The sequence below is a fragment of the Georgenia sp. Z1491 genome, from assembly GCF_049856175.1.
In the GTDB taxonomy this organism is placed as follows: domain Bacteria; phylum Actinomycetota; class Actinomycetes; order Actinomycetales; family Actinomycetaceae; genus JB111.
This window is the reverse complement of sequence record NZ_JBNDNA010000015.1, coordinates 53,016-76,125: the sequence shown is the minus strand read 5'-3', so window position 1 is coordinate 76,125 and position 23,110 is coordinate 53,016. Positions and strand designations below refer to the sequence as shown.

General features: G+C 72.8%; 19 protein-coding genes and 1 rRNA gene. 17 read left to right on the top strand and 3 right to left on the bottom strand.

Going from position 1 to position 23,110, the window contains the following annotated elements; translation table 11 throughout:
- The 15 genes from rrf (at position 1) to ACPYO4_RS13905 (ending at position 17,059) form a co-directional block, all read left to right on the top strand.
- Positions 1 to 116: ribosomal RNA gene (gene rrf, locus ACPYO4_RS13975) — 5S ribosomal RNA — on the top strand.
- Between the two features lie 202 nt (positions 117 to 318).
- Positions 319 to 2,022 carry a dihydroxy-acid dehydratase gene (gene ilvD / locus ACPYO4_RS13970; protein WP_425709862.1) on the top strand — a complete coding sequence of 568 codons (1,704 nt, stop codon included), beginning with the start codon at positions 319 to 321 and terminating at the stop codon, positions 2,020 to 2,022.
- 133 nt (positions 2,023 to 2,155) lie between these two features.
- Positions 2,156 to 3,568: a hypothetical protein gene (locus ACPYO4_RS13965; RefSeq protein ID WP_425709861.1), complete on the top strand. Its 1,413-nt coding sequence runs from the start codon at positions 2,156 to 2,158 to the stop codon at positions 3,566 to 3,568.
- A 377-nt stretch (positions 3,569 to 3,945) separates the two neighbouring features.
- Positions 3,946 to 5,994, top strand: a complete 2,049-nt coding sequence (locus ACPYO4_RS13960; RefSeq protein WP_425709860.1) for an acetolactate synthase large subunit — start codon at positions 3,946 to 3,948, stop codon at positions 5,992 to 5,994.
- 10 nt (positions 5,995 to 6,004) lie between these two features.
- A complete protein-coding gene (ilvN, locus tag ACPYO4_RS13955; RefSeq protein WP_425709859.1) occupies positions 6,005 to 6,529 on the top strand; it encodes an acetolactate synthase small subunit in 525 nt (174 codons plus the stop codon).
- 136 nt (positions 6,530 to 6,665) lie between these two features.
- Positions 6,666 to 7,694, top strand: coding sequence for a ketol-acid reductoisomerase (gene ilvC / locus ACPYO4_RS13950; protein WP_425709858.1), 1,029 nt, complete (start codon positions 6,666 to 6,668; stop codon positions 7,692 to 7,694).
- A gap of 123 nt (positions 7,695 to 7,817) precedes the next feature.
- Positions 7,818 to 8,897: a 3-isopropylmalate dehydrogenase gene (locus ACPYO4_RS13945; RefSeq protein ID WP_425709857.1), complete on the top strand. Its 1,080-nt coding sequence runs from the start codon at positions 7,818 to 7,820 to the stop codon at positions 8,895 to 8,897.
- The gene (locus ACPYO4_RS13940; protein WP_425709856.1) at positions 8,894 to 10,147 is read left to right on the top strand and encodes a branched-chain amino acid aminotransferase; all 1,254 of its coding nucleotides are present in this window, start codon (positions 8,894 to 8,896) and stop codon (positions 10,145 to 10,147) included. The genes ACPYO4_RS13945 and ACPYO4_RS13940 overlap by 4 nt, the downstream gene beginning before the upstream one ends.
- A gap of 16 nt (positions 10,148 to 10,163) precedes the next feature.
- Positions 10,164 to 11,753: a citramalate synthase gene (gene cimA, locus ACPYO4_RS13935; RefSeq protein WP_425709855.1), complete on the top strand. Its 1,590-nt coding sequence runs from the start codon at positions 10,164 to 10,166 to the stop codon at positions 11,751 to 11,753.
- A gap of 182 nt (positions 11,754 to 11,935) precedes the next feature.
- Positions 11,936 to 12,541: a winged helix-turn-helix domain-containing protein gene (locus ACPYO4_RS13930; RefSeq protein WP_425709854.1), complete on the top strand. Its 606-nt coding sequence runs from the start codon at positions 11,936 to 11,938 to the stop codon at positions 12,539 to 12,541.
- A gap of 9 nt (positions 12,542 to 12,550) precedes the next feature.
- Entirely contained in the window at positions 12,551 to 13,009 is a 459-nt protein-coding gene (locus ACPYO4_RS13925) for a DUF6176 family protein (RefSeq protein ID WP_425709853.1), read from the top strand.
- Between the two features lie 160 nt (positions 13,010 to 13,169).
- Positions 13,170 to 14,636 carry an MFS transporter gene (locus ACPYO4_RS13920; RefSeq protein ID WP_425709852.1) on the top strand — a complete coding sequence of 489 codons (1,467 nt, stop codon included), beginning with the start codon at positions 13,170 to 13,172 and terminating at the stop codon, positions 14,634 to 14,636.
- Positions 14,637 to 14,804: 168 nt separating this feature from the next.
- Positions 14,805 to 15,500: a DUF998 domain-containing protein gene (locus tag ACPYO4_RS13915; RefSeq protein ID WP_425709851.1), complete on the top strand. Its 696-nt coding sequence runs from the start codon at positions 14,805 to 14,807 to the stop codon at positions 15,498 to 15,500.
- Positions 15,501 to 15,504: 4 nt separating this feature from the next.
- Positions 15,505 to 16,161, top strand: a complete 657-nt coding sequence (locus tag ACPYO4_RS13910; RefSeq protein ID WP_425709850.1) for a TetR/AcrR family transcriptional regulator — start codon at positions 15,505 to 15,507, stop codon at positions 16,159 to 16,161.
- Positions 16,162 to 16,438: 277 nt separating this feature from the next.
- The gene (locus ACPYO4_RS13905) at positions 16,439 to 17,059 is read left to right on the top strand and encodes a 2'-5' RNA ligase family protein (RefSeq protein ID WP_425709849.1); all 621 of its coding nucleotides are present in this window, start codon (positions 16,439 to 16,441) and stop codon (positions 17,057 to 17,059) included.
- Here the strand turns inward: ACPYO4_RS13905 and ACPYO4_RS13900 are convergent.
- Both ACPYO4_RS13900 and aceA read right to left on the bottom strand, forming a co-directional pair.
- Positions 17,026 to 17,853 (bottom strand): hypothetical protein, encoded by an 828-nt coding sequence (locus ACPYO4_RS13900; protein ID WP_425709848.1) that lies wholly within the window; start codon positions 17,851 to 17,853, stop codon positions 17,026 to 17,028. The genes ACPYO4_RS13905 and ACPYO4_RS13900 overlap by 34 nt on opposite strands.
- Positions 17,854 to 17,910: 57 nt before the next feature.
- Entirely contained in the window at positions 17,911 to 19,275 is a 1,365-nt protein-coding gene (gene aceA, locus ACPYO4_RS13895; RefSeq protein ID WP_425709847.1) for an isocitrate lyase, read from the bottom strand.
- Positions 19,276 to 19,408: 133 nt separating this feature from the next.
- Here aceA and ACPYO4_RS13890 point away from each other — a divergent pair, with 133 nt between their 5' ends.
- Both ACPYO4_RS13890 and ACPYO4_RS13885 read left to right on the top strand, forming a co-directional pair.
- Complete coding sequence (locus tag ACPYO4_RS13890) at positions 19,409 to 20,995, top strand: helix-turn-helix domain-containing protein (RefSeq protein ID WP_425709846.1); 1,587 nt, start codon at positions 19,409 to 19,411, stop codon at positions 20,993 to 20,995.
- A 119-nt stretch (positions 20,996 to 21,114) separates the two neighbouring features.
- Complete coding sequence (locus ACPYO4_RS13885) at positions 21,115 to 22,167, top strand: lipoate--protein ligase family protein (RefSeq protein WP_425709845.1); 1,053 nt, start codon at positions 21,115 to 21,117, stop codon at positions 22,165 to 22,167.
- Positions 22,168 to 22,176: 9 nt separating this feature from the next.
- Here the strand turns inward: ACPYO4_RS13885 and pdxS are convergent, their stop codons facing one another.
- Positions 22,177 to 23,094: a pyridoxal 5'-phosphate synthase lyase subunit PdxS gene (pdxS, locus tag ACPYO4_RS13880; RefSeq protein ID WP_425709844.1), complete on the bottom strand. Its 918-nt coding sequence runs from the start codon at positions 23,092 to 23,094 to the stop codon at positions 22,177 to 22,179.
- Positions 23,095 to 23,110 lie beyond the last annotated feature (16 nt).

Here is a 23,110-nt window from a genome sequence, read left to right as displayed (position 1 = left end):
ACGGCGGCAATAGCGAGGGGGAAACGCCCGGTCCCATTCCGAACCCGGAAGCTAAGCCCCTCAGCGCCGATGGTACTTCACGGGCGACCGTGCGGGAGAGTAGGACACCGCCGTACACACCATTCTGAAGGCCCCCACCACACCGGTGGGGGCCTTCAGCCATTTCTTCGTCCGTTCTCGCACCCGCCGAGACCTCGGCACGCCGCTGTGCCGGGCCCCTGTACGGCCACCAGTCGTGCCGGCGGGCCACCTCAAGGGTTGAACATCGCGGCACTCGTGATGACGACCTGTCTCGATCCTGGACCTAGACTCGCTGGCATGAGCTCCGACGGCGCACCCGACATCAAGCCTCGCTCCAGGCAGGTCACGGACGGCATCGAGGCCACCGCTGCGCGCGGCATGCTGCGTGCCGTCGGGCTGGGCGACGACGACTTCGCCAAGCCCCAGATCGGTGTGGCCAGTTCGTGGAACGAGATCACCCCCTGCAACCTCTCCCTCGACCGGCTCGCCAAGAAGTCGAAGGAGGGCGTGCACGCCGCCGGTGGTTACCCGCTCGAGTTCGGCACGATCTCCGTCTCGGACGGCATCTCTATGGGCCACGAGGGCATGCACTACTCGCTCGTGTCGCGCGACATCATCGCGGACAGCGTCGAGACAGTGATGATGGCGGAGCGCCTCGACGGTTCCGTGCTGCTCGCCGGCTGCGACAAGTCCGAGCCCGGCATGCTCATGGCGGCCGCACGCCTCGACCTGGCCAGCGTCTACGTCTACGCGGGCTCGATCATGCCCGGCTACGCCCGCCTCTCGACCGGGGAGGAGCGGGAAGTCACCATCATCGACGCCTACGAGGCGGTCGGCGCCTGCGCCCGCGGCCTGATGTCCCGCGAGGACGTGACGGCGATCGAGAAGGCCATCTGCCCGGGCGAGGGCGCTTGCGGCGGCTTCTACACGGCGAACACCATGGCCTCCGTCGCCGAGGCCATGGGCATGTCGCTGCCCGGTTCGGCGGCCCCGCCCGCGATCGACCGGCGCCGGGACACCGCCGCCTTCGAGGCGGGCGAGGCGGTCGTCGAGCTGCTCCGCCAGGGGATCACGGCCCGGGACATCATGACCCGTGAGGCGTTCGAGAACGCCATCGCGGTCGTCATGGCGTTCGGCGGCTCGACCAACGCGGTCCTCCACCTGCTGGCCATCGCGCACGAGGCCGACGTGGACCTCGAGCTCGCGGACTTCCAGCGCATGAGCGAGAAGGTCCCGCACCTCGGCGACGTCAAGCCGTTCGGCCGGTACGTCATGAACGACATCGACAAGGTCGGGGGCGTCCCCGTGGTCCTCAAGGCGCTTGACGAGGCCGGGCTGCTCAACCGCGACTGCATGACGGTCACCGGCAGGACGATGGCCGAGAACCTCGAGGCCGTCTCTCCGCCGGACCCCGACGGCAAGATCATCCACCACATGTCCGAGCCGATCGCCAAGCGCGGTGGCATCACCATCCTCAAGGGCTCCCTCGCCCCCGAGGGCGCCGTGGTGAAGTCCGCCGGGTTCGAGTCCGACGTCTTCGAGGGCACCGCGCGCGTGTTCGAGCGGGAGCGGGCCGCCATGGACGCGCTCTCGGACGGCACCATCACCGACGGCGACGTCGTCGTCATCCGGTACGAGGGCCCCAAGGGCGGACCCGGTATGCGCGAGATGCTGGCCATCACCGGCGCGATCAAGGGGGCGGGCCTCGGCAAGAGCGTGCTGCTCATGACGGACGGCCGATTCTCCGGCGGCACCACCGGCCTGTGCGTCGGGCACGTCGCCCCCGAGGCCTCCGACGGGGGGCCGATCGCCCTCGTCCACGACGGCGACCGCATCCGTCTCGACGTCGGCACCGGCACCCTCGACCTGCTCGTGGACGACGACGAGCTCGACCGCCGCCGCGGAACCTGGGAACCAGCTGCCCCGCGGTTCACCACCGGCGTGCTCGGCAAGTACCAGAAGCTCGTCCAGTCGGCCTCCCGCGGCGCGATCCTCGAGTAGACGACGCCGTGGTGCGCCGGCACCGACGGCAGGTGAGAACGCTGTCACTGCGGACTCACTCGCGCGGACTCATCTGTTCCCTAGCGTGGAGGCAGCGCCGGGAGGTTCCCGGCCGACGTGAGGACGCGTAGCCATGACCGACACCCCCGCTCGCCCCGTGCGTTCCGCCGCCGCCCGCATCGCCGCGCGGTACTCGCCGCCGGTCGAACGCCCCACCCGGCCCCTCCGCCCGGTTACCGACGCCCAGGTCGCCACCACCTCGCTCCCGGTTACCGACGCCCAGGCGCCCACCAGCTCGCTGCCGGTCAGCGACCCGAGGGCAGCGACGCCCGCCGAGCCGGACGACGGCCGCGGCGCGGAGCTCGTCGAGCTGTCGCCCCGCGCGGTCGATGTGCCTGTGCGCGGGGACCATGCCACGGCCGCCGAGGGACCTACCGCCGGTCCGACCGCCGCCGACCGGCAAGACCTCGGCCCGTCGGTCGCGCTGCCCCGCCTCGTCGCCGGCGCACGGCTCCTGCACGTGCTCGGTCTCCTCGGGGTCGGGCTCCTCGCCGTCGCGGCCCTCGTGCTCGTCGCCCCCGTCGTCGCTGACCTGACCTCGGCCTCGACGTCGCGTGCGTTCGCCGGCAGCGCCCTCATGGGCGCAGGCGCGATCGCCCTCCTGGGTGTCGCCCGCTGGCTGGACCACCTCCTGTCCGACCGCATCGCCCGCCACTACGCGGAGTCGCTCCTGCACCGGGTGGTCGAGCGGAGCGTCGACCACCCGGCCGCCGTGTCGCGGCTCGGTGCCCACTCGGTCCGTGCGATTCGGGACGCGACCGCCCATCTCCACGCCCGGCTCGTCCCGCTCGCCGTCGTGCTCGTCGGCGCCGCCGTCGCGCTCACGATCGTTCACCGCAGCCTCGCGCTCGTCGCCGCCGCGCCGCTCATCATGCTGGGCGCCGTGGCGGCCGCGACGGCCGCGTCGGCATCCCGCGCCACGCGCGCCGAGCGTCGCGCCAGGCACGAGCTCACCACGGCGCTCGGCTCCGCCCTCTCGCCCCCGGACACCTACGAGGTCGAGCCGGTCGCGTCCCACGTGGTCGTCGCGGGTGCCGAGCACGAGCCGGACGCGGGGGAGGACGCCGTGGCCGACACCCTGGACCCCGACGACGACGAGCTGGCCGGCGCCCGGACGCGCGACCCGGCCGCCCGCGGTGGTGCCGCTGGCGCTGGTGACTCAGCTGGTGCCGAGGCGGACCGTCCCGGCGACCTTCCGGCCGACGTCCGGACCGCGCTCGGGCGGCTCGCCGAGGCCCAGGCCGGGTCGGCCGAGGCGCTGGGCACGCTGCGCGCGGTCGGGCTCGTCGTCGTCGGTTTCGCGCTCGCCGCGGTCGCCGTCGCCGGCCACGCCGCGGGTGTGCCGGTCGGCGAGCTCGCCGGGGCGCTCGTGGTCACCGCTATCGCGGCGACGTCGGCCCTCGACGTCGCCGAGGGAGCCCGGTTCGTCCCGGCGACCGTCGACGCGCGCCGAGCCCTCGGGCGCGCCCTCGCCCACGACGAGTGAGGGCGCCTCGCCCACGACGAGTGAGGGCGCCTCGCTCACGACGAGTGAGGGCGCCTCGCTCACGACGACGGAGCGCGCTGCCGGCCGGGTGGACGGCCCGCAGGCCCCCGTTCCCCAATTCGTCTCACTGATCGGGAACGTGAACCACGATGCAAGACGACTGGCGTCCGCGCGGGCGGCGGGCGTACAGTGCACGTGTGCCCAGGATCAGCATTCTCGTAGTCGGCCGCGCGGCCGACGCTCGTTGAGAGCTGGTCCGGCCGCGCCCCTCGACACCCGCCGGGTCGAGGGGTTTTTGCATGCCCGGCGACACGGCTGACCCGGACCAGGGTCGTCCACGAACCGGCCCCGCGGGCCGGAGAGGCGAAGGAGGGACCATGACGAGCACGTCGCACAGCGCGCCGAGCCATTCCGCGCCCGACGACGAGGCCGCGCGCCACGACGTCGGCGCGGCCGGGACCGGGACCGACGACGCCGTACTCGGGGACGAGGTCGGCGCGCGGCGCAGGGCCGTGCCCGCCAGGGGAGCCACGCCCGGCATCGACCCGGTCGAGGCCGACATCCTCGCGACGGCGGCCGTCGCCGAGCGCACGCTCGCCCACGGTGGCACGGGCGGGACCGGCGTCGTCCTGCGGGGCGGCCGCATCGAGACAGTCGCCCAGGACGCGGAGATCACCGAGCCCTCGACGGGCGCCCGCAACATCGTCCGCGCCCTCGAGGAGCTGGGCGTCGACACGATCTTCGGGATCCCTGGCGGCGCGATCCTGCCGACGTACGACCCGCTGTTCCAGTCGGACAAGGTGCGGCACATCCTCGTCCGCCACGAGCAGGGCGCCGGCCACGCGGCCGTGGGCTACGCGGCGGCGACCGGCCGGACGGGCGTCTGCATCGCCACCTCGGGGCCGGGGGCGACCAACCTCATCACGGCCATCGCGGACGCCAACATGGACTCCGTCCCGCTCGTGGCCATCACCGGCCAGGTCGGCGCGGCGGCGATCGGGACGGACGCCTTCCAGGAGGCGGACATCGTCGGCGCCACGATGCCGCTGACCAAGCACTCCTTCCTCGTCACGGACCCGGACGAGATCCCGGCCCGCATCGCCGAGGCGTTCCACCTCGCCGCCACGGGCCGACCGGGCCCGGTGCTGGTCGACGTCGCCAAGTCCGCCCAGCAGGCCGAGGCGGACTTCGTGTGGCCGCCGGTGATGGACCTGCCCGGCTACAAGCCGACGGTCAAGCCGCACGGTCGTCAGGTCAAGGAGGCGGCCCGGCTCATCGCCTCCGCCTCGCGCCCCGTCCTCTACGTGGGTGGCGGCGTCATCCGTGCGCAGTCCACCGACGCGCTCGCCGAGCTCGTCGAGGTCTCGAACGCCGCGGTCGTCACGACGCTCATGGCCCGCGGCGCGTTCCCGGACTCGCACCCGAACAACGTCGGCATGCCCGGCATGCACGGCACCGTCGCTGCGGTGGCGGCGCTGCAGAAGGCCGACCTCGTCGTCGCGCTCGGGGCCCGGTTCGACGACCGCGTGACCGGCCGCCTCGACAGCTTCGCCCCGCTCGCGAAGATCGTGCACGCGGACGTCGACCCGGCGGAGATCTCGAAGAACCGTCGCGCCGACGTCCCGATCGTCGGGGACCTGTCCGAGACGATCCCTGCCCTCACGGCGGCGCTGCGCGACGCCCAGGTCCAGCACGGCGAGCCCGAGGTCGCGGCCTGGTGGGACCAGCTCACCGACCTGCGCACCCGCTACCCGCTGGGCTGGGCGCCCACGGCCGACGGCCAGCTCGCGCCCCAGCACGTCATCTCGCGCCTCGGCGAGCTCGCCGGACCGGACGCCGTCTACGCCGCGGGCGTGGGGCAGCACCAGATGTGGGCCGCCCAGTTCATCAGCTACGAGAAGCCGCGCACGTTCCTCAACTCCGGCGGCCTGGGCACGATGGGCTACGCGGTCCCGGCCGCCATGGGAGCCAAGGCCGCCCTGCCGGACACGCCGGTCTGGGCGATCGACGGCGACGGCTGCTTCCAGATGACCAACCAGGAGCTGGCCACCTGCGTGCTGGACCAGATCCCCATCAAGGTCGCGATCATCAACAACTCCTCGCTCGGCATGGTCCGCCAGTGGCAGACCCTGTTCTACGAGAGCCGCTACTCGTCGACCGACCTGCACACCGGGCACGACACGGTGCACATCCCGGACTTCGTCAAGCTCGCGGAGGCCTACGGATGCGTGGCGATCCGGGTGACCAAGGTCGATGAGATCGACGCCGCGATCGAGCGCGCGATGGAGATCAACGACCGCCCGGTGGTCATCGACTTCGTCGTCAGCCGCGACGCGATGGTGTGGCCGATGGTCGCCTCCGGCGTCTCCAACGACGAGATCCAGTACGCCCGTGGGCTCACGCCCGACTTCGAGCACGAGGACTGAGGGGAAGGACATGAGCACCAGGCACACGCTGTCCGTTCTGGTCGAGAACAAGCCCGGCGTCCTCACGCGCGTCACCGCGCTGTTCGCCCGTCGCGCGTTCAACATCCACTCGCTCGCGGTGGGTCCCACCGAGCGGGAGGACGTCTCGCGCATCACGGTGGTCGTCGACGCCGCCGAGCTCCCGCTCGAGCAGGTCACCAAGCAGCTGAACAAGCTGATCAACGTGCTGAAGATCGTCGAGCTCGAGCCGGGGAACACCGTCGAGCGCGAGCTCCTGCTCGTCAAGGTCCGCGCCGACGACGCCTCCCGCACCGCCGTCCTCCAGGTCGTCGAGCTGTTCCGCGCGCACGTCGTCGACGTCGCGCCGGAGGCCGTGACGATCGAGGCCACGGGCGGCGACGCCAAGCTCGACGCCCTGCTCACGGCCCTCGCGCCGTACGGCATCCGTGAGATCGTGCAGTCGGGCTCCGTGGCGCTGGCGCGCGGCTCGCGCTCGCTCACGGACCGCACGCTGGACCGCGTGCGCAGCGCCTGACCGGGCGCCCGGCGCACCGCACGCACACGCGCGCACGCACCACCCGCGCGTGATGCCGGCGCTCCCGCACCGGCGCCCGCACGACCGACGACCTGCACGAACACGACCGAGCACCAACGAACGAAGGAGGGCCCTCGTGGCCGAGCTGTACTACGACGACGACGCCGATCTGTCGATCATCCAGTCCAAGAAGGTGGCCGTCATCGGCTACGGCAGCCAGGGGCACGCGCACGCGCTGAACCTGCGGGACTCGGGCGTCGAGGTCGTCGTCGGCCTGCGCGAGGGGTCCTCCTCCCGCGCGAAGGCGGAGGAGCAGGGCCTCGCGGTCGCCACCGTGGCGGACGCCGTCTCCGGCGCCGACGTCATCATGGTCCTCGCCCCGGACCAGCACCAGCGCACGATCTACTCCGAGGACATCGAGCCGAACCTCAAGGACGACGCGGCGATCTTCTTCGCCCACGGCTTCAACATCCGGTTCGACCTCGTCACGCCGTCCGCCGGCCACGACATCGCCATGGTCGCCCCGAAGGGCCCGGGCCACACGGTGCGTCGCCAGTACGAGGACGGCCGCGGCGTGCCGGTCCTCCTCGCGGTCGAGCAGGACGCCTCGGGCACGGCCTGGGACCTCGCGGCCTCCTACGCGAAGGCGATCGGCGGCCTGCGCGCCGGCGGCATCAAGACCACCTTCACCGAGGAGACCGAGTCCGACCTGTTCGGCGAGCAGACCGTGCTCTGCGGCGGCGTCAGCCAGCTCGCGCAGTACGGCTTCGAGGTCCTCACCGAGGCCGGCTACCAGCCGGAGATCGCCTACTTCGAGGTCCTGCACGAGCTCAAGCTCATCGTCGACCTCATGTACGAGGGCGGCATCGCCAAGCAGCGCTGGTCGGTCTCGGACACCGCCGAGTACGGCGACTACGTCTCGGGCCCGCGGGTCATCACCCCCGAGGTCAAGGACAACATGGTCGCGGTGCTCGCGGACATCCAGTCCGGCGCCTTCGCCGAGCGCTTCATCGCGGACCAGGACGCGGGCGGCCCCGAGTTCGCCGCGCTGCGCAAGAAGGGCGAGCAGCACCCGATCGAGGCGACCGGCCTCGAGCTGCGCAACCTGTTCTCCTGGGTCGAGACCCGGGACGCGGACTACACCCAGGGCCAGGTCGGTCGCTGACCGGCTGCCCGCACGAGGAGCTCGACCCGGCCCGGCCCGTCGCCCCGCGCGGCGGGCCGGGCCGGGTCGGCCCGGCATGATGAACGGGGCCGCCAGGCCCGCACGGACGTGGAGAGGACAACTGTGAGCGAGCAGCGCGAGATCGACCTGGGTGTCGTCGGTGGCGACGGGATCGGCCCGGAGGTGGTGGCCGAGGCCCTCAAGGTCGCGCGCGCCGCGCTGGACGGGTCCGGCGTCACCCTGCGGGAGACCCCGTACGACCTCGGCGCCGCCCGCTGGCACCGCACCGGGGAGACGATCACCGACGCCGAGGTGGCCTCCCTGCGTGAGCACGACGCGATCCTGCTCGGGGCCGTCGGCGACCCCGGTGTCCCCTCCGGCGTCCTCGAGCGCGGCCTGCTGCTGCGCTTGCGCTTCGAGCTCGACCACTACGTCAACCTGCGGCCCGCGAAGCTGCTGCCCGGGGTCGCCACCCCGCTGGCCGACCCCGGTGCCATCGACCTCGTCGTCGTGCGGGAGGGCACCGAGGGCCCGTACGTGGGCAACGGCGGCGCGTTGCGCGTGGGCACGCCCAACGAGCTGGCCACCGAGGTCTCGGTCAACACCGCGTTCGGGGTCGAGCGCGTGGTCCGCGACGCGTTCGCCCGCGCGCAGGCCCGGCCCCGCAAGAAGCTCACCCTGGTCCACAAGCACAACGTCCTCGTGCACGCCGGCCACCTGTGGCGGCGCACGGTCGACGCCGTCGCCGCCGAGTACCCCGAGGTCGCGGTCGACTACGCCCACGTCGACGCGACGATGATCTACCTCGTCACGGACCCGTCGCGGTTCGACGTCATCGTCACCGACAACCTGTTCGGCGACATCGTCACGGACCTGGTCGCCGCCGTCACCGGCGGCATCGGCCTGGCCGCGTCGGGCAACGTCAACCCCGACCGCACCTCGGCGTCGATGTTCGAGCCCGTCCACGGCTCCGCCCCGGACATCGCGGGCACCGGGAAGGCCGACCCGACCGCCGCGATCCTGTCGGCCGCTCTCATGCTCGAGCACGTCGGCCAGGGCGCGGCCGCCGCGCGCATCGAGGCGGCCGTCGAGGCCGACGTCGCCGCCCGCGCCGGCGCCACGCGCACCACGAGCGAGATCGGCGACGCCGTCGCCGCCGCCGTCACCTCCGACGCGCTGGCCACCACCGGGGGCGAGCGATGAACGCCGAGGAGCCCACCGCCGTCGGCCAGGAGGTCGGCGACGCCCAGGTCAGCCAGGGCGAGCCCGGCGACGCGACCACGCCCGGCGGTCTTCCGCTGCCCGCGCGCGGCACCGGCCTGGACATGCCCGGGACGCCGTCCGCCGACCTGCCGCCGGCCGGCGAGCTGGCCGCGCGCGTGGCCGGCGGCCGCAACCCGAACCCCGCCGACGACGCGCGGTACGCCGAGATCATGGGCGACCTGTCATTCGGCACGGCGTTCACGGACCACATGGTCCGGGCCACCTGGACCCACGACGACGGATGGGGGCCCCTGCGCCTCGAGCCGTACGGGCCGCTGCAGCTCTCGCCCGCCGCCTCCGTCCTGCACTACGGGCAGGAGGTCTTCGAGGGCCTCAAGGCCTACCGCTGGGAGGACGGCTCGGTGCGCACCTTCCGGCCCGGCTTCAACGCCGCCCGGCTCGCGCACTCCGCGCGGCGGCTCGCGCTGCCCGAGATGCCGGCCGAGGACGTCGTCGCGTCGATCGCCGCGCTCATGAGCGTCGACGAGCGGTGGGTCCCCTCGGACGAGGGGGCGTCGATGTACCTGCGGCCGTTCATGTTCTCCTCCGAGCCCTTCCTCGGCGTGCGCGCCGGGCGCCAGGTCGAGTACCTGCTCATCGCCTCGCCGGTGGGCCCCTACTTCGTCCACGGGTTCGAGCCCGTCGGCATCTGGGTCTCCTCGACCTACCACCGGGCCGGCGTCGGCGGCATGGGCGACACCAAGACCGGTGGCAACTACGCCGCCTCCCTGCTGCCGCAGGCCGAGGCCTACGAGAAGGGCTTCGAGCAGGTCCTCTTCCTCGATGCCTCGACCAACACGTACGTCGACGAGCTGGGCGGGATGAACCTCGTCGTCGTCGGCTCCGACGGCACCGTCCGCACGCCTGACCTCACCGGCACGATCCTCCGCGGCGGCACCCGGGACGCGCTGCTCACGCTGCTGGCCGAGTCCGGCCGCGAGGTCCGCGAGGAGCCGATCGCCCTGGCCGACCTGCTCGCCGACATCCGCTCGGGCGCCGTCGCCGAGGTGTTCGCCTGCGGCACCGCCGCGGTCGTCACGCCGATCGGGCGCCTGGCGGGGGAGGACTTCGACGTCACCGTCGCCGACGGTCAGCCCGGCCAGGTCACGCGGTCGCTGCACGCCGAGCTGACCGACATCCAGTACGGCCGCGCGGCGGACACCCACCAGTGGATGTATCGGCTCGTCTGAGCAGGAGCGGACCCGAATGACGCACGAGCTGCACGTCTACGACACGACCCTCCGGGACGGCGCCCAGCAGGAGGGCATCAACCTCACCGTCACGGACAAGCTGGCGATCGCCGCGCTCCTGGACGAGCTGGGCGTGGACTACATCGAGGGCGGCTGGCCGGGCGCCATCCCGCGGGACACGGAGTTCTTCCAGCTTGCCGAGAAGGAGCTCGAGCTGACCCACGCGCGGCTCGCGGCCTTCGGCTCGACGACGAAGCCCGGCGTGCCCGCGGCCGAGGACGCCCAGGTCCAGGCGCTGGTGGAGTCCGGCGCCGGCGTGCTCACGCTGGTGGCGAAGTCGGACTCCCGGCACGTCGAGCGCGCGCTGCGCACGTCCCTCGAGGAGAACCTGCGGATGGTGCGGGACACCGTCTCCCACCTCGTGGGTCTGGGCCGGGAGGTGCACGTCGACTGCGAGCACTTCTTCGACGGTTACCTGCACGACCCCGGGCACGCGCGCGACGTCGTGCGGACCGCGCTCGAGGCCGGTGCCACGACCGCGGTCCTGTGCGACACCAACGGCGGGACGCTGCCCGACGAGGTCGGCCGGATCGTCGCCGAGGTGCACGGTGCGGTCGAGGGGCGGATCGGGATCCACACCCACAACGACGCCGGCACCGCCGTGGCCTCGTCGATCGCAGCGGTCGACGCCGGGGCGAGCCACGTCCAGGGCTGCGTCAATGGGTACGGCGAGCGCACCGGCAACGCCGACCTGGTGGCGGTGATCGCAAACCTCGAGCTCAAGCGGGGAATCGTCGGCATCGGACCGGACCGGCTGCGCGAGGCGACGCGGATCAGCCACCAGATCGCCGAGCTGACCAACATCCCCGCGTTCTCCCGGCAGCCCTACGTGGGGTTCTCCTCGTTCGCGCACAAGGCGGGCCTGCACGCGTCGGCGATCCGGGTGGACCCGGACCTCTACCAGCACGCCGACCCGGCGGCCGTCGGCAACGACATGCGGATGATCGTGTCCGACATGGCGGGGCGGGCCTCGATCGAGCTCAAGGGCCGCGAGCTCGGGTTCGACCTCGCCGGCCGCTCCGAGCTGCTCACCCGCGTGACCGAGCGCGTGAAGGCGGCGGAGGCGCGCGGGTACACGTACGACGCTGCGGACGCCTCGTTCGAGCTGCTCCTGCGTGAGGAGCTGGGGGAGGGCGGCGCGGAGGCGTACTTCGACGTCGAGTCCTGGCGTGCACAGGTCACCTCGCTCGACGGTCGGGGACGGACCGAGGCCGAAGCGACGGTCAAGCTGCGCACCGGCCGGGGCCGGATCGTGCGCACGGGGGAGGGCAACGGGCCGGTCAACGCGCTCGACCACGCCCTGCGCGAGGCGCTGGTGGACACCTACCCCGAGATCGAGGCGTTCGCGCTCGTCGATTACATGGTGCGCATCCTCGACTCCCAGCAGGGCACCGACGCGTCGGTGCGCGTGCTCGTGCGGTCGTCCGACGGGGTGCGGTCCTGGTCGACGGTCGGGGTCGGGACTGACGTGGTCGAGGCGTCCTGGGAGGCGCTCGTGGAGTCGTTCGTCTGGGGACTCGTGCACGCCGAGGTCGCGCCGCGCTGAGTCCGGTGTGAACCGGCGCGGGCGCTCGGTGCCGTCCGAGCGCGTAGGTCGGCCCTCAGGGCAGCGCCGACGGGCCCGGACCGGAACACTCGTCGTCGTCGGATCCGGATGCATGTACCGGCGACGGGCCCGGATGTGTGTACGGACGACCTCTCGGTAAGACGGACAATATTGTCCGTTTCATGAGAACTCAGCCCCCGTTGACTGCGCCCATCTTCCGGTCGGAGGGCCAGGCGCGGATCCTGTCCGAGATCCTGCTCGGCGACAGGGAGCTGGGTGTCACCGATCTGGCGGCGGCTACCGAGCTCGCCTATCCCACGGTGCACCGCGAGGTCGAGCGGCTGGTGGACGCCGGCATCCTGGCGGAGCGCCGCGTCGGCCGCACCAGGCTCCTGCGCGCCGACGAGGACAGCCCGCTCGTGCCCCCGCTGCGGGAGATCCTGCTCGTGTCCACCGGCGTCGTCGCGGCGCTCGGGCATGCGCTGTCGGCGGTCGACGGGATCGACCAGGCGTTCATCCACGGCCCCTTCGCGGCCCGGGCCCGTGGCATCGAGGGACCGGCGCCCAGGGACATCGACGTCATGGTGATCGGCCCCGCCGATGCGGAGGAGGTCTTCGAGGTGTGCGAGATCGTCGAGCCGGTCGTCAGGCGCGCTGTCCGCCCCACCGTCATGACCAACTCGGAGTGGGTGGCGGCGCCGGACGTCCGTGCGCGGGTCACCGCAGGCCCGGTGCTCGACCTCATCGGAGACCGGCCGCAGTGGGGCCGAGCGAACGACGGCTCGTAGGGTCGGCGGATGGAGCCCATCCCGTTCCGACCGACCGACGACGACCGGGGCCGCCACCCGATGCCCGCGTCGGTGCCGCCCGGGCTGCGCCTCGAGCTGAGCCGTGCCAGGCTGCTCGACGGCGCGGAAGCCACGTTCGACGAGTGGATGTCCACGCTGCACGACCGCTACGACGAGTGCGAGGCGACGCTGGCCGACGAACGTGTCGCGTTCGAGGCGACGTTCCTCAACCGCGAGGCCGACGGCTCGATGTGGATGTACCACCTCACACTGCTCGGCGAGGACTCCCGCGGGCTCGACCCGACGGCGAGCAGCATCGACGCCGACCACGAGGCCTACGCCCGGCGCACGAAGGAACGCGGCTGGGAGGAGCTCGCCCCCACGTTCCTTCTCGCCCCGCCGCACATCCGCGAGGCCATGCGGCAGTGGGGGACGACCGGTACGGGCGGTGGTGACGCCACGGCATGACCTCGGTGGAGCGACGCGACGGCGGGACCTGATCACCCCGGCGCCATGCTCGGCGTGCGACGTAGGCTGGCCGGGACGACGAGCGCGGGGCGGGAGCGCCCTTCGTCGTCGGGCATGTCCGTGCGGCGCGCGCCCACGGCCAGGAGGAGGGAGCTGATCGGTGCGGGCCGAGACTGAGCCGGACCGGTCGGTCGACGCCCCGGACCCCGCGCGCTGGCGGATCCTCATGGTGGTGCTCGGCGCCATCTTCATGTCGCTGATCGCGGTGAGCATCGTCAACGTCGCGCTGCCGTCGATGCAGGAGGGGCTCGGCGCCTCGGCGTCGGACCTGCAGTGGGTGCTGTCCGGGTATGCGCTGACGTTCGGCGTCGTGCTCGTGGCCGCCGGCCGCGCGGGCGACGTCATGGGCCGCGGCGGCATCTTCCTCATCGGGCTGGCCATCTTCACCGCCTCCTCGATCGCCGCCAGCGCGGCGCCCAGCTCGGAGTGGCTCAACATCACCCGGTTCGTCCAGGGCGTGGGCTCGGGCCTCATCAACCCGCAGGGCGTCGGGATGATCCAGCAGTACTTCCGCGGCGCCGAGCGCGCCCGCGCGTTCGGCTACTTCGGCGCGGCGGTCGGGGTCTCGGTGGGCATCGGCCCGGTGCTCGGCGGCGTGCTCATCAACGCCGGCGGCCCCGAGCTCGGCTGGCGGCTGACGTTCCTCGTCAACGTGCCCGTCGGGATCGCCACGATCGTCCTGGGGCTGCTGTGGTTCCCCAGGCCTCTCATCCGCTCCCGTCGGCACGCCGACCCCGCCACCCGGGCCGAGCGCTCGCTGGACCCCGTCGGTGCGCTGCTCCTCGGCGCCGCGGTCCTCGCGATCCTGCTGCCGTTCATGGAGGGGCGCGGGTCGGCGATCCTCTGGCTGCTCGTGCCGGTCGGGCTGCTGCTCGTGCGTGTCTGGGTGTGGTGGGAGCGGCGGTACGCGCGCACCGGGCGCAGTCCGATGGTGGATCTCAGCATCTTCCGCACCCGCAGCTTCAGCAACGGGGCGCTGATGATCACCCTGTACTTCCTGGGGATGACGAGCGTGTGGGTGCTCGTCGCGCTGTACATGCAGCAGGGCGACGGGCGGTCCGCGCTCGAGGCCGGGACTATCGGGTTGCCGTCGGCGGTGCTGTCGGCGATCGGTGCGAACTGGGCGGGCAAGCGCGTGCTGACGTATGGGCGCAAGCTGGTGATCGGTGGCCTGCTCGTGGCCCTGGTCGGCCTGCTGCTGAGCATCGTGGTGGTGGTCCTGCATGACGTCGCGGGCCTGAGCGTCTGGTGGCTCATGCTGTCCCTGTCCTTCATCGGGGCCGCGCAGGGCTGCGTGGTCAGCCCGAACCAGACGCTCACGCTCGCGGAGGTGCCGCTGCGGTATGCGGGCAGCTCGGGCGCGATCATGCAGACCGGTCAGCGGATCGGGACGTCGATCGGGATCGCGGTGATCACGGCGGCGGTGTTCAGCACGCTCGAGGTCACCGACTGGCCGACGGCGGCGTCGGTCGGCTTCGGCCTCGTGACGCTGGTGGTCGTGGCGACGCTCGTCGTGGCGATCAAGGACCAGCGCGACCGGCGGGCGGGTGGCACGCCGACGGTGTGAGGGTGCGGGGCCGGGCCGGTCCTGCGCAGGGCGAATGGACCAGCCGGCCGGGGACACGGGTCGGCAGGTCGCACGAGTTGTCGCGGGCGAGTCATGCTCCGAGCTCGACGAGGACGGCAGCCTGGTCATCCGGCTGGCGCGCACCTGCCCGATCTGTTTGCATACAGCATGCGAAAACACTGGTGGCCGATCGCAGGCATCGTGTGGATCGTCTCCGGCCTGGCCGCCGTCGGGGCGGAGCTCTGGTCGGGCGTCCGCTCGTCCGCCCCGTACTCCTTCGCGGAGCAGGCGATCAGTGACCTCGGGTGGGTCGGCTGCGGCGCGTCCGACGCCTACCCGGACGGGCCCGTGGAGATCTGTTCACCTGAGCACACGGTCCTCAACGTCGCGTGGATCGTCACCGGGTTGGCGTTCGCCGCGGCTGCCCTCGCGCTGCGTCGGGTCCTGCCGGTTGGCAAGCGCGGCGGGATCGGGGCGTGGCTCCTCGTCGCCGGCGGGCTGGGGCAGGCGGGCGCCGGGCTGTGGCCCTCGGACGTGGACCTCACGCTCCACACGATCATCGCGATGATCGGTTTCCTCGCCCAGAGCGTGGCCCTGATCCTCATCGGCTCGGGCTGGCTCCGGTCGCGCGCCGCGCTCGGCCGGACCACCCTGATCGCGGGCATCGTGACGATCTTCGGGCTCCTCCTGCTCATGGCGCCGACGGCATGGTCGCTACCGTTCGGCATCCTCGAGCGGGCCGCCGCGTGGCCGTTCCTCCTGTGGCTGGTCCTGGCCGGTGCCGCGGCGATGCGGGCCTCTCGGGCGCCCGACGCCCGTGGTGCGCGCGGCGGCAGTCCGGCTCCCCGCGCGGCGGGACGGTAGCGCCGTGCCGAAGATCGTCGACCACGGCGCGCGTCGCGAGGAAGTCACCCGTGCGGCGCTCGAGCTCGTGGCCCGCGGTGGGCGGCGTGCGGCGACGGTGCGCGCGCTGGCGGACGCCACCGGCTGGTCCGCGGGGGCGGTGCGGCACTACGTCCCGTCCACGGCAGCCCTCGAGTCGCTCATGCTCGAGCACGTCGCAGGACAGGTGCAGCGCCGCGTCGGGGACGTCGTGCGAAACGGTCGCAACGACGGTCTCGACCCTGTCGAGCTGGTGGCCCACATGGTCGAGCAGATCCTGCCGCTGGACGCCGAGCGGGACGCGGAGCACCGCATCTGGCTCGCGCTCTACGTGGATCCCGGCATCGCGGCCGAGGAACTGAGCTGGGCCTGGACGGGCAAGCGGATGTTCCACCGTCAGCTAGTCCTCCTGCTCGCGGGTGCCGAGACCGTCCCCGACTACCCGGAGGAACTTCCTCGGGAGCAGGAACGACTGGCAGGACACCTCCACGCCTTCATCGACGGACTCGCCCTGCGCCTCGCGAGCGGCTGGGTGGAACCGCGACCGCCGCAGGAGGACCTGAGGGACATGCTGCGCGTGCTGGCCGCGCGGTCCGTCGAGCTGGGGAAGGTGTCCTCGGCGCCGTCGCCCGCGCAGGGCTGAGCTGCGCGTCAGTGACCCGAGACCCGAGCGTGACGCTGACCCGACGGGCCTCCGCGCCGTGATCTGGCCGCAGCGTCGTGACCGTGTGTGTGCCGGCGAGCGATCGCTGCTGACCGCGTGCGCTGCTCGAGAGCCTGGCTCGATGACCGGCCTCGACATCGAGGCGGCCACGCGACGGACCGGCTGACGGACCCCCCACGCCCGTCCACGCGTACGACCCCTTTCAGCCCAACGATTCGGATGGACGCCGGCGCCCGGCGGGGGAGAGGCTGACCCGATGCGCCTCTTCGCTGCGATCCGGCCGCCCGCCGAGGTGCTCGACCACCTCGAGCTGCCGCTGACCAACCTCCGTCTCGGCGCTGGCGCGCCCCTGCGCTGGGTGCCGGTCGACCAGCAGCACGTCACCGTGGCCTTCTACGGCGAGGTGCCCGACGGCGCGGTCGGCGACGTCGCCGATTCACTCGCCGAGGCCGCCGCCCGGCACGCCCCGCTCGACCTGCGCCTGCGTGGTGGCGGGTCCTTCTCCGGCCGCATCCTGTGGGTCGGCGTCGGCGGGGAGACCGCGCGGCTCACCGTGCTCATGGCCGACGCCGCCGACGCCCCCTACGTCCGCCCGCCCGACCCGGAGGACCAGGACGACGACGAACCGGGAGCGCCCGCGCGCGGCAACGGCCGCGGTCGCCAGGAGCGTCGCCGTGCCCACCTCACCGTCGCGCGCGAGTCGCGCCGATCGCGCGGGACCGACATGGCCGGCCTCGCCTCCGCCCTCGCGGTCTACGAGGGTCCCACCTGGCGGGCGGACGCCGTCGAGCTCGTCTCCTCCCGGCTCGGCGAGGGACCCGCTGGTGGGCCGCTCCACCAGGTTCAGGCCGTGATCCCGCTGGCCGGCCCCGCGTAGCGGCGCCGCCACATCTCGGCGGCCCGCTCCGGGAGACCTCGAACGGACGTCGACGTCGGACCGACCTCCCCGCATCCCGCGTGCACCTGGGCGGTACGCGCGCGGAGGTCGGCCGCCTCCGCGATCAGCGCGTCGACGTCGCCGATCTCGACGGCGGTGGCCCGCTCGCGCAGCTCGAAGAGGATCTCCTCCGCCTCGAGGCCGGCAGCGACGCTGTCGAGGACGATCCGCACCCTGACCGAACCGCGCGCCAGCCCCAGCCGGTCCTCCGCGACGGTCAGCACGTCGTGCCACAGCCGCGCCTCCCGGTGGCACTGGAGACCCGTCGGTCGGATCTCGAGCCCGGGACCGTGGGCGAGGCGGGCACGGGCGTCGAAGACGTGCAGCCCGACGTCGACGAGGGTCGCGGACGCCGGACGGCCGGCGACCTCGAGGCGCTCCTCGACGGCCTCCCAGCCCCGGGGTCGCGCGACGACGGTGGTCCGGCCGGAGGTTTGGCGAACCCGCCACGTCGGGTCCTCGCGCACACGGCGCGCCTTGGGCCCGGGGCCGAGCAGGGCGCCGTCCGCCGCGGACTGCCCGCGGCGCCTCCGCTCGGCCAGGAGCTCGCCCCGCTCGCCGTCGAAGCGCGCGTGGAGGGCTCCGATGAGGGCGAGGGCGTCGGGTGAGGGGACCCGCCTGGAGTCACGCCGCACGCCGACGACGACGGGTGGCGCACCGGTGGTGCGGGTGTTCGCCGTCGGGCGGGGGATCGTGGTGGCGCCGTGTGCGGGCCGGGTGTCGGTGAGGGTCATGGCTGTGGCTCCTTGCGCGTGGTGCGTCGGTGGGGTGTCGGTCGGGCGACGTCGTCGTCAGTGGAACTGCTGCTCCTCGGTGGACCCGCGCAGCGCGAGGGTCTCGCCCGTCGGGTTGAGCGCGGTGGCGACGAGGTCGAAGTAGCCGGTGCCGACCTCGCGCTGGTGCCTCGTCGCGGTGTACCCGTCGGCCTCGGAAGCGAACTCACGCTCTTGGAGCTCGACGTAGGCGGTCATCCCCTCGTGGGCGTAGCCGCGAGCGAGCTCGAACATGCCGTGGTTGAGCTGGTGGAAGCCCGCCAGGGTGATGAACTGGAACCGGTAGCCCATGGCGCCGAGCTCGCGCTGGAAGCGGGCGATCGTCTCCTCGTCGAGGTGCGCGCGCCAGTTGAACGACGGCGAGCAGTTGTACGCGAGCATCTGGTCCGGGTGCTCCGCGTGAACGGCCTCGGCGACCTCGCGGGCGTGGTCGAGGTCCGGCGTGGAGGTCTCGACCCACAGCAGGTCCGCGTAGGGCGCGTAGGCCAGGGCGCGGGCGATGACGGCCTCGGTCCCGGCGCGGGTCCGGTAGAAGCCCTCCGCCGTGCGCTCGCCGGTGGTCAGCCGCGCGTCCCGCGGGTCGATGTCCGAGGTGATGAGCGTGGCCGCGAGCGCGTCCGTGCGGGCGACGATCAGCGTGGGCACGCCGAGGACGTCGGACGCGAGCCGGGCCGCCCCCAGCGTGCGCACGTGCTGCGCCGTGGGGACGAGGACCTTGCCGCCCAGGTGCCCGCACTTCTTCTCCGACGCGAGCTGGTCCTCGAGGTGGACCCCGGCCGCGCCGGCCGTGATCAGCGCCTTGGTCAGCTCGAACGCGTTGAGCGCGCCGCCGAAGCCGGCCTCGGCGTCGGCCACGATCGGGGCGAGCCAGTCGAAGCCCGGGTCCGTGCCCTCGGAGAAGGAGATCTCGTCCGCCCGCAGCAGGGCGTTGTTGATCCTGCGCACGACGCTGGGGACGGAGTTGACGGGGTACAGCGACTGGTCGGGGTAGGTCTGGCCGGCTGAGTTCCCGTCCGCCGCGACCTGCCAGCCGGAGAGGTAGATCGCCTCGAGGCCGGCGCGAACCATCTGCGTGGCCTGGTTGCCGGTGATCGCGCCGAGGGCGTGGACGTAGTCGCGGGTGTGCAGGAGCTCCCACAGGCGGTCCGCTCCGCGCCGGGCGAGGGTCGGCTCCTCGCGGACGGTCCCGCGCAGGCGCACGACGTCCTCGGCCGTATGGTCGCGCCGCACGCCGGACCAGCGTGGGTTGCTCGCCCAGTCCTGGGCCAGGTCGGCGGCCTCGGAGCGGATGCGGCCCTCGATCGACCGGGGGTGGCCGGTGCGGGGTGCAGCGGCGCCGGTGGTCCCGGTGGTCCCGGCTGTGGTCTCGAGAACGGTGCTCATGGGATGCCTCTTCCTCGTGGCTCTCCGCGGAGATCGGGTGAAATCCGCGATGAGTACACGTTCGCGAGCGGTGGCCGTCCCATCCAGCACGGATCTGTGTAAAGTTCGAGCGATCTTCACCGAGGGAGAAGAGATGGCCGCGCGCACACGCATCACCACGCCCGACGACGCCGGAGCCGCTCGGCGGCCCGCCGCGTCGCCGGCCGGACCGGGGGACCCCGGCGAGCCGGACACTCAGGGGAGCGCGGCCGGGACCGGAGCACGGGCCGAGCCACGCGCCGGCGACGACGGGCTCGACCTCGCCGTCCTCGGCCGGCGCATCCGGCACGCGCGCCAGGGCGCCGGCCTCACGCTCGCCGACCTGGCGGCACGCGTGGACCGGGCGCCGTCGCTGCTCTCCCAGATCGAGAACGGACGGCGCGAGCCCCGCCTCGCGCTCGTCCACGCGATCGCGCGCTCCCTCGACGTGCCGGTCGCTGACCTCATGCGCGCCGAGCCGCCGACCCGGCGCGCCGCCCTCGAGCTCGCCCTCGAGCGCGCCCAGGCCGACCCGACCTACGCCTCGCTCGGACTGCCCTCCGTGCGCGCCACCGCGAAACTGCCCTCCGACGCGCTCGAGGCCCTCGTCGGCCTGCACGCCGAGCTCGCCCGCAGCGCCACGGTCCGCTCGGCCACGCCGGAGGAGGCCCGACGCGCGAACGCCGAGCTGCGCGCCACGATGCGGGGGCGGGACAACTACTTCGCGGAGATCGAGCAGGTCGCGGCGGCGATCTCGGAGGCGGTCGGCCACCGGGGCGGACCGCTGACCGACCGCGGGGTCTCCGCCGTCACCGCGCACCTCGGCTTCACGATCCACCGCACCGACGACCTGCCCCGCTCCACGCGTTCGGTCACCGACCTGCACCACCGCAGGATCTACCTCCCGATCACGGCCCGGGGCGGTCACGACCCGCGCACGATCGTCCTGCAGACCCTCGGCCACTTCGCCCTGGAGCACGCCGACCCCCGCGGCTACGCGGAGTTCCTCGCTCAGCGGGTCGAGGCGAACTACTTCGCCGCCGCCCTGCTCGTGCCCGAGCGCTCCGCCGCCGACCTGCTCACCGCCGCCAAGAAGGAGCGGGACCTCGCGATCGACGACCTGCGCGACGCCTTCGCGGTCTCCTACGAGACCGCCGCGCACCGGTTCACCAACCTCGCCACCGAGCACCTCGGTCTGCCGGTGCACTTCCTGCGCGTCGGGGAGGACGGGGTGATCTACAAGGCCTACGAGAACGACGACGTCACGTTCCCCACCGACGTCACCGGCGCCGTCGAGGGTCAGATCGTCTGCCGGAGATGGGCCTCGCGCCGCGTGTTCGACAACGTCGACCGCTACGCCACCCACTTCCAGTACACGGACATGGGGCGGGGCACGTACTGGTGCACCACGCACGTGGAGCGCACCGACGGCGGGGACTTCGCGATCGACGTCGGCGTCCCGTTCGACCACGCGAAGTGGTTCCGGGGGCGCGAGACGTCCGTGCGGCAGAGGTCGAGCTGCCCGGACCCGGCGTGCTGCCGGCGCCCGCCGGCAGCGCTCGCGAGCCGGTGGAAGTCGCACGCCTGGCCGAGCGCCCGCGCGCACAGTCACCTGCTCGCCGCTCTCCCGCCGGGCACGTTCCCCGGCGTCGACGACACCGAGGTCTACGAGTTCCTCGATCGCCACGCCACCGGCGCGTGAGGCTCTCCCCCATGTCGTCGAGAGTGCGGTTCCTGGTCGTCGAGAGTGCGGGTGACCGCACTCTCGCGGTCGGAGAACCGCACTCTCGACGAATGTCAGGGGGTGCGTAGGCTCGAGGCGTGCATGGTGAGTACAAGGTCCCCGGAGGCAAGCTCGTCGTCGTCGACCTGGAGGTGGCCGACGGACGACTGACGGACGTCCACCTCGCGGGAGACTTCTTCCTCGAGCCCGACTCCGCGCTCGCCGAGCTCGACGCGGTCCTCACCGGGCAGCCGGAGTCGGCGTCGGCGGCGGACCTGGCTGCCGCCGCGGCGACGGTCCTCGACCGGCCGGACGTGCACCCGTTCGGCCTCACCGCCGAGGGCGTGGGCATCGCCGTGCGCCGGGCGCTGGGCCGCGCGATCTCCTGGGACGACCTGACCATCGAGCTCGTCCACGGGCCCACCCTCCACCCGGCCATGCACGTCGCGCTCGACGAGGTGATCCCCGGCGAGGTCGCCGCAGGACGGCGCGGCGCCGTCCTGCGGTTCTGGGAGTGGGACGCACCCCTGGTGGTCATCGGCTCGTTCCAGTCCGTGCGCAACGAGGTCGACGAGGCCGCCCTCGACCGTTACGGCATGTCCGTGGTGCGGCGCGTCTCCGGTGGCGGGGCGATGTTCATGGAGGCCGGCAACTGCATCACGTACTCGCTCGTGGTGCCGACCTCGCTCGTCGAGGGCCTGAGCTTCGAGCAGTCCTACGCCTTCCTCGACGCGTGGGTGCTCGACGCCCTGAAGGAGATCGGCGTGAACGCCCGGTACGTCCCGCTCAACGACATCGCGTCCGACGCCGGAAAGATCGGGGGAGCGGCCCAGAAGAGGTTCGCGTCCGGAGTGGTGCTGCACCACGTGACGATGAGCTACGACATCGACGCGCAGAAGATGCTCGACGTGCTGCGGATCGGCCGCGAGAAGCTCTCCGACAAGGGCGTGCGCTCGGCCGCCAAGCGCGTGGACCCCATGCGCAGCCAGACCGGCATGGCGCGCGAGGCGATCATCGAGTCCTTTCTCGACCACCTGCGGCTGCGGTACTCCACGGTCGAGTCGGGGCTCCACCCCGAGGAGCTCGAGAAGGCGCAGGCGCTCGTCCGGTCCAAGTTCACGGATGACACGTGGACCTACCGCGTGCCGTGACCGGCCCGCTCACCACCCGCGCTCGGCGAGCCGGTGCGGGGCCGGGAGGTCGGTCACGCTGATGCCGACCATCGCCTCGCCCAGGCCGCGCGAGACCTCTGCGACGACCGCCGGGTCGTCGTAGGCGGCTGTCGCCCGGACGATCGCCTTGGCGCGGGCGACCGGGTCCCCGGACGTGAAGATGCCCGAACCGACGAACACGCCGTCGGCGCCGAGCTGCATCATCATGGCGGCATCGGCGGGCGTGGCCACCCCGCCGGCGGTGAACAGCGGGACCGGCAGCCGTCCCGCCTCGGCCACCTTCACCACCAGGTCGTACGGGGCCTGGAGCTCCTTGGCCGCGAGGTAGAGCTCGTCCGCGGACCGCGCGCGCAGCGCGTTGATCTCGCCGATGATCTGGCGGATGTGGCGGGTTGCCTCCGAGACGTCGCCCGTCCCGGCCTCGCCCTTGGACCGGATCATCGACGCGCCCTCGGTGATGCGGCGCAGCGCCTCGCCCAGGTTGGTCGCCCCGCAGACGAACGGGACCGTGAAGGCCGTCTTGTCGATGTGGTGGGCGTAGTCGGCCGGCGAGAGGACCTCGGACTCGTCGACGTAGTCCACCCCGAGGTGCTGGAGGACCTGCGCCTCGACCATGTGACCGATGCGCGCCTTGGCCATGACGGGCACGGAGACGGCGGCGATGATCCCGTCGATGAGGTCCGGGTTGCTCATCCGGGCCACGCCGCCCTGTGCGCGGATGTCGGCCGGGACGCGCTCGAGCGCCATGACGGCGACCGCGCCCGCGTCCTCGGCGATCCGCGCCTGCTCGGGCGTGACGACGTCCATGATGACGCCGGCCCGCAAGGAGTTCGTGAGCTCCTCGGCAGGGCGCGCGGACGTCTCGCGCCCGGCGTGGGTGGTGGTCGAGGTGCTGGTGGCGGTCATGACGAACCTTCCGTGC